Below are 6,614 nucleotides of genomic sequence, written 5' to 3'. Positions count from 1 at the left end.
TTTTTTGAATTCGCTTGTAAACGTGCGGCGTGGTTGTTTGGACATTGTAGAGATCCGCTCCCTTAGTGTAATAGCTTTATTCTACAAGCCCTTATTTTTTCTGTCCAACTAAGTGTAGCCTATCCACCTACGATTGGCAAACCGCATGGAGGGTGTTAGGCTTGATGCTGCTCATTGTATTCGTTCCGGTCACCTATTATTTGGTGAGGAATAAACCGGAGGATGTCGGACTGCTTCCGGATCGGGCAGCAGCCTCTAGGGACGATACGGAAGGGACCCCTGTCATTCAGGAGCAGTCTTGGACGCTGACCGAAGCAGCTAGAAGCAGAGCGTTCTGGCTGGTACTGATCTGTATGGCGATTCCTGCGGCGATTTATACGGGGATTACGTTTCAATTGTTTTCGATTATGGACGAACAAGGTGTTGATCGGTCAACGACGGCGTTCATTCTCAGTTTAGTACCGATGGTCAGCTTCGTCTGCTCGCTCGCATCGGGATTTATTTCGGAGAAAGTAAAAGTACATGCGATGCTCGGGATCACCTTTCTGCTGAATATGATCGCTCCGATGCTTCTTCTCTATGCAGAAGGCGGCGTCATGGTCTTTTGGTTCGCCATTGCTTGGGGTGCCGCGCAGGGCTTCATGAATATTCCTCTTGGAATCATCTGGCCCAATTATTACGGAAGGCAGCATTTAGGCAGCATTCAAAGCGTGACGACAGCGGCAACCGTTGTCGGCTCCGCGCTCGGACCGGTTGCGTTCGGCGCTGTATATGATCAGACCGGTTCCTATTCCATCATCCTCATCGCATCGATGGTAATTTGGGCCGCTGGCGCCCTTATGGCCTTCTTATCTCCGCAGCCGGTGAAAAAATAATAGGCAGGAGACGTCTACAGCCCATTCATATTCGCGAATGGGTTGTATTTATATATTAGGATGTATGCCCTGTTTCCGCCTTTTGCCGAAAAATGTTCAGATAGCGTTAATTCGAGTTATCGTGTAGAAGAACATAACATCCCAAAAGATGATCCTATTAAAATTTAACTTGTAACAGTTTGAGGGCCTATTTGATTAATTTATTTTCAAGATTAGGCTCTAACTTAAGCTGAAACTGGCTTGCTAAGGTTTATTTGAGGTCACTTTATTTTAAGATAAGGGTTATCAAGCATTAGAACAGTGTGCTGGTATCCAACCTTTTATCAGTGCGCCACCTTCTGGATGGTTATCTACGACAAGGTCACCCCCGTGTCGTCTAACGACCCTTCTTGAAATAGTCAACCCTAACCCGACCCCTCCGGTTGAACGATTTCGTGATGCTTCGCCACGATATAGTGGGTCAAAAACACGATGAATCTCTTCTGAAGAGAAACCTTTCCCCGTATCTTGAACAGTAAAGAGCACTCTGTTACCGTCCTTATAGCATTGGATAAAAATTTCACCAGCGTGTGGTGTATGTCTGACGGCATTATCCAATAAGTTATTTATTGCACGCTCTAATAAATATGGATCGCCGATGATCATACAATCGTCCCCAAAATAGTTTGCCATAATAGAGATGTTGTTTTGCTTAGCTAGTGGATTCAGGCTATCAATCGACTTCTTTAATAAAATCGGAAGATTCACCGTTTCTTTTTTGAGATCCGCCTCCAAATATTCCGTCTTTGTAAATGTAAAAAGCTCCTCTACAAGACGGGCCAATTGTGCTGACTTTTCCTTACAAACTGACAGATACCTTGCTTGTTTATCTGGAGAATCAGCAATTCCTTCCTCAAGACCATCCAAATAGCCTCGTAAGGCGAATAATGGTGTCCGTAAATCGTGGGCGACTGCAGCAATGATAAATCGGCGTTCTTCTTCCAATTCCACTTGTTTTTGCATCGATTGTTGGAGACCTTCTGTCATTATTTGAATTCCGCCATATACTTCGGTAATTTCTTTAATCGGGGACATAGGTAATTGAACTTCCAAATCTCCTTCTGCGACTTGTCGGACGGCCAGGCTCATTTTCTCAAGCGGTTTGAGAATGAACCTTCGCATGACATAACCGACGATAAAAAAAGCTAGCAATAATCCTATAAAAGCCACAATCATCTGAACCCCTCTTGGGTTCGGCTGAAAAATCATTACTCTCCCAAATAGGAGCCCATCTTGCATAATTGAAAACTGTTCCGCTCGCGTAAATGAGCGATCCTCCTCAGGGGAAAATCGAAAAATTTCTTGATTTGATTCGGTTAAAATTTCTACACCCATGTCCAATGCTTGTAACTTTCCTCTTAAATCATCTTGCCATTTGGGGTCATACCAGTTTTCTGTATTTGTTTCAATGAAGTGGCTCATTTTTTTTAAATCTTCTTTCTGAGCTTCATTCGTATCGAAACTGAGTGATTTTGTTGTTAATAAGTGGGCCGTTACGTAAAATACCCATGGCAACATCAAGAGTAAAAGCAAACTGAGAATAGAAAATGTACGAATGCGAATTGATCTCATTTTATTCTCCTTTAAAACGGTAGCCTATTCCCCAGACATTGAATATATATTTTGGTTCGTTTGGATCGGACTCAAGTTTCTCACGTAGGCGGCTAATATGGACGCGGACAGTATGTTTATCGCCAATTCCATCCCAAAATTTTTCAAGTAATTGATCATATGTAAAAACAATTTGCGGATGCTCGGCAAACAGTCGCAATAATTCATATTCTTTTGGTGTAAGTGAGATGCATCTTCCCTCTACAAATACTTCTCTTGTGGATAAATCCAAAGTGAGGCCACCGTAATCCAAGATCCTCCTGCTAAATCCCTTCTGGGAACCAGAGCGTCGTAATACAGCCTTCACTCGGGCAATAATCTCACCCGGAGATGCGGTTTTAACGATATAATCGTCCGCGCCAAGTGCCAGCCCGCGAATTTTATCTACATCATCACTGAGGGCACTCAAGAAGAGGATAGGAATGTTACTTTCCTCTCGTACCTGCCGACAGAACTCGAAACCATTTTGTCTCGGCATCATGATGTCAAGAATAATGCAGTCAATTGTAACCTGTTTAAGTGTGGACAGTGCTTGATCGGCGTCATAAGCAGTTTTTACATAGAAACCGTCATTCTCCAAGAAGTCTCTTAATAGTTCGACAATGCTTTTGTCATCATCCACAACCAGAATCGTCTGTATTTCCTTCACAAAATCCTACCTTCCCTTCGATTCTAGTTAAAGAAACGAACCTTCCATCGAAATCTACTTTCAGTATATCACTGTTTCAACAATGACTTCACATCACCCTTTTGTGATGAATCGTGATTGTTTTGTGACCTTTTTGTACCATCATTTGAGACACTTGAAGGTTATTCTTTAATTATGAAATGATCGGCGAATATTCACTATAAATAAAGTGTTTCGCCTCCATCGTATTTCTTAAGAATGGAGCTGTAGTTATGTATTCATTGATTGTATTTGTTCATGTAATAGGTGCTTTATTGCTCGGTAGTTTTCTAGCTTTTCCAGTTGCGTTTAAATCTCTTTTTTTACGTTCAGGTAATGAATTAAAAACATCTCTTAAAACATGGGTAGGCTTTACCCGCTTCGGCCATTATGCATTAATTTTGTTAATCATTACAGGAGGATGGATGGTAATGGGATATGCCACTTATCCTTCATTGTTATGGGTGGTGCTATCGTTTATCCTGCTTATGCTGATTGGTGCTGTGATAGGTATGATACAAAATAACTTGAAACGAGTCATTCTTGCAGAGGATCCTGACAATGCGTTACAACGAAATAAGGCCAAACTTAATACACTCGGTTGGTTTACATTTGTGCTTATTTTAACTGTTATTTTTGTTATGACAAATCGTAGTTTTTTCGCCTAAAAATAAGAGGAAGGATAACGATAAATGAAAAAGAACATTTGGATCATTTCTTTAATCGTGTCGTTCATGTGGGTCATGCATACATTTTCAAAAAACTTCATGGTTGATCCCACTTTTCAGGATTTTCTTGCTAAAAAAGATGGCGTTTTAACTAACGAATCGTTGTGGATGATTATGATCAGGTTACATATCATTTGTGCTATTATCTCCCTTATCACCGGACCCTTGGGTGTGATCAAGAAATTACGAATTAATTCTATCCAATTTCATCGTTGGAATGGTCGAGTCTATGCGCTGTCTATTTTGTTAAATTTTATCCCTGGTGTTTACGTTTCTTTTTTTGCAACAGGAGGATGGTTGAGCACCATTGGATTTCTCGTTTTAAATACACTATGGTTTGGTACAACAATTCTAGGCTATATCAATATTAGAAGAAAAAACGTGATACAGCATAGTTCATGGATGTCAAGAAGCTTCTTTCTTGCCTTTGCCAATATGTTCATCTACATCATTGTGGCCATTTCGCACAATGCCTTGCAATTTTCATATGGTACTTCCTACACAATTGCTGTATGGTTATGCTGGGTGATCAGTTTATGCATGGCAGAAACCATGATACGAAAAAAAGTATTTATATAATTGGATATTATTAATGTTTTATTTGAAGAAATCGGTGATATTAACAAATCCCCTGCTCTAAAAAGCGGGGGATTCATCAGCTAGATCAAATTTTTTCTACCTGCAGTAAGGTAACGTTCTTCACCTGATACGTATCCTTCAGCTTCTCCTCCGGGATGACCTTCAGCTTGACCAAGCCTGCAATCTTTGACGCATCCGGTTTCGAAAGAAGTTTCCACACTTCGAGATCCGGAAGTGCTTCAAACAGCTTTTGCTCATCGAACTCTTTGCGTTTCTGATGAACAATCTTCACCTGATAGCTTCCAACTTTCAGCTCGGAAGAGGACTCCGCTATACAACGCTCCACAATTTCCGCCCGCAGCTGCGACAGCTCCTGCTCGAGCTCCTTCTGCTGCTGTTTCAGCAAAAAATATCGTTCTACCTTCGTCTCCAAACGTGCTCACACTCCCTCTATCACCGATGTATATGCGGGAGGGAATCGGATTAGGACCTTTAAAACATAAAAGCAGCAGCCTTTGTGACACCCAAGCGGTGCCGCGATAGACTGCTGCTCTTCCTACGAATGTGCAGATGCTGCTGGTATTATCTCAATGTTTTCAAAGCGCCGCTCCATGCGATTAATTGATCCAGCATTGCGTTCATATTGTCCAAATGCAAATCAGCTGGTTTGAACGTCGTAAAGTTTTCGAAGTCAGTGAACAGCGACAGCGTTGGATGCACACGTACATCCGCTACCAGCAATTCTCCTAAGATACCGCGCAGATGCTCGGCTGCACGCGCACCGCCTGTGGAACCATAGCTGACGATCCCCGCTGCTTTGTTATTCCATTCTTCACGTGCAAAATCGATTGCATTTTTCAATGCACCGGTAATGCTGTGGTTGTATTCTTGCACAATAAATACGAATCCATCTAAGCTGGCCAGCTTTTCAGACCATGCTTTAATGCCTGGCTCCGTACCGTCCGTTTCACCAAGAAACGGCAATTTGTAATCTGCGATATCTACGATCTCATACTGTGCATCACCGCGTTTGTCTGCGATGCCTTTCACCCACTCACCCACCTGCGGGCTGAGACGTCCTTGGCGCGTACTTCCTAAAATAATCCCAATTTTCAAATCTGCCATTGTACTGTTCCTCCTCCAATATGTACTTATTGTATAACACGATAGTATAGTAGGTTACTTTACGTAAGTAATTATATTTTTTATATTCATTTACGTCAAGATAATTTATATGAAAATACTATATTATTCCTCTGATTTACACCTGACTTGGCACCAGCTGATCCAGCGACACGGGAAAAATCGGCTTTACCAGCTCGAGAATCGCTTTCGCATAATCCTGGATCTCCTTCTGCGCATCGTGCTCCAACCGTTGAGCGAGGAAATGTGCGACAGATTGCAGTGAAGCCGTCCAATACCACCTAACATACATGCCATACGCCGGAAGAAACAATCTCGCCTGCTCCGCACAGATGCCGTCTGCAAGGGCGGCTTCATATTTAGTAAGACCCAGCTCCACATATTCCATCAGCTCTCTCATGTGCTTCTCGCCAAGCTCCCATGCTACCGCATCGCCGCTGCCCTGCTTAGAATTTTCCGGCTTTGATCTCCATTCGTGCTGCTGTGGAATATAAAATACAGGCTCCTCGGTGATATAGCGGCGACTCGATTCATTCCACGCTTCCAGACTGTCGCCCGTTCCTTCATAATGTGCAGATCCTACGACGTATTTCCACCACTGCCTGCATACCATGAGCGGTGCATACAGCTCGAACTGCAATATCGCATGGCGGAAAGGTGAAGTATGTCCTTCCCGCGCTAAGAACTGAATCAGTCTCACGTCCCTATCGCTTAACTCAAGCGATTCCTTCGCATAAGAAACGCGAGCCGCATTGACAACGGTCAAATCCGTTCCCATATGATCTACGAGCCGTACATATCCTTCATTTAGTACTTTCATCATCGCCATTTGAAGCTCCCCCTATACATAGATATACAACATTTCGAGTCCCCATGTATGATTTCCTCTGCTACGAACGTCACGATTTTCAGACTAAATTCCCTCAGCTTTTGTTATTCAAATCCTTGTTATATGAGTCATATGAAAAAACC

At 42.6% G+C, this 6,614-nt stretch carries 7 protein-coding genes and 1 pseudogene; 3 read left to right on the top strand and 5 right to left on the bottom strand.

What is annotated here, in order from left to right; genetic code table 11:
- Nucleotides 1-134 precede the first annotated feature (134 nt).
- A pseudogene (locus ACFPXP_RS12060) lies at nt 135-875 on the top strand (MFS transporter); the annotation flags it as partial.
- A gap of 285 nt (nt 876-1,160) precedes the next feature.
- On the opposite strand, the gene ACFPXP_RS12055 reads toward ACFPXP_RS12060, so the two are convergent.
- The gene (locus tag ACFPXP_RS12055; RefSeq protein ID WP_379894475.1) at nt 1,161-2,486 is read right to left on the bottom strand and encodes a sensor histidine kinase; all 1,326 of its coding nucleotides are present in this window, start codon (nt 2,484-2,486) and stop codon (nt 1,161-1,163) included.
- A 1-nt stretch (nt 2,487) separates the two neighbouring features.
- Nucleotides 2,488-3,174: a response regulator transcription factor gene (locus ACFPXP_RS12050; RefSeq protein ID WP_379894474.1), complete on the bottom strand. Its 687-nt coding sequence runs from the start codon at nt 3,172-3,174 to the stop codon at nt 2,488-2,490.
- Nucleotides 3,175-3,425: 251 nt separating this feature from the next.
- On the opposite strand from ACFPXP_RS12050, the gene ACFPXP_RS12045 reads away from it, so the two are divergent.
- The gene (locus ACFPXP_RS12045; RefSeq protein WP_379894473.1) at nt 3,426-3,860 is read left to right on the top strand and encodes a DUF2269 family protein; all 435 of its coding nucleotides are present in this window, start codon (nt 3,426-3,428) and stop codon (nt 3,858-3,860) included.
- A 24-nt stretch (nt 3,861-3,884) separates the two neighbouring features.
- Nucleotides 3,885-4,499, top strand: a complete 615-nt coding sequence (locus ACFPXP_RS12040) for a DUF2306 domain-containing protein (RefSeq protein WP_379894472.1) — start codon at nt 3,885-3,887, stop codon at nt 4,497-4,499.
- A gap of 85 nt (nt 4,500-4,584) precedes the next feature.
- Here ACFPXP_RS12040 and ACFPXP_RS12035 read toward each other — a convergent pair whose 3' ends face one another.
- The 3 genes from ACFPXP_RS12035 to thyX form a co-directional block, all read right to left on the bottom strand.
- Nucleotides 4,585-4,932 carry a hypothetical protein gene (locus tag ACFPXP_RS12035; RefSeq protein ID WP_379894471.1) on the bottom strand — a complete coding sequence of 116 codons (348 nt, stop codon included), beginning with the start codon at nt 4,930-4,932 and terminating at the stop codon, nt 4,585-4,587.
- 149 nt (nt 4,933-5,081) lie between these two features.
- On the bottom strand, nt 5,082-5,624 hold the full coding sequence (locus ACFPXP_RS12030; protein WP_379894470.1) for an NADPH-dependent FMN reductase: 543 nt from the start codon (nt 5,622-5,624) through the stop codon (nt 5,082-5,084).
- A gap of 136 nt (nt 5,625-5,760) precedes the next feature.
- Nucleotides 5,761-6,471: an FAD-dependent thymidylate synthase gene (thyX, locus tag ACFPXP_RS12025; protein WP_379894469.1), complete on the bottom strand. Its 711-nt coding sequence runs from the start codon at nt 6,469-6,471 to the stop codon at nt 5,761-5,763.
- Nucleotides 6,472-6,614 lie beyond the last annotated feature (143 nt).

It is taken from the genome of Marinicrinis lubricantis (assembly GCF_042658665.1).
Lineage (GTDB): Bacteria > Bacillota > Bacilli > Paenibacillales > KCTC-33676 > Marinicrinis > Marinicrinis lubricantis.
The sequence above is the reverse complement of the archived record's forward strand: the minus strand, read 5'-3'. Positions and strand labels throughout refer to the sequence as shown.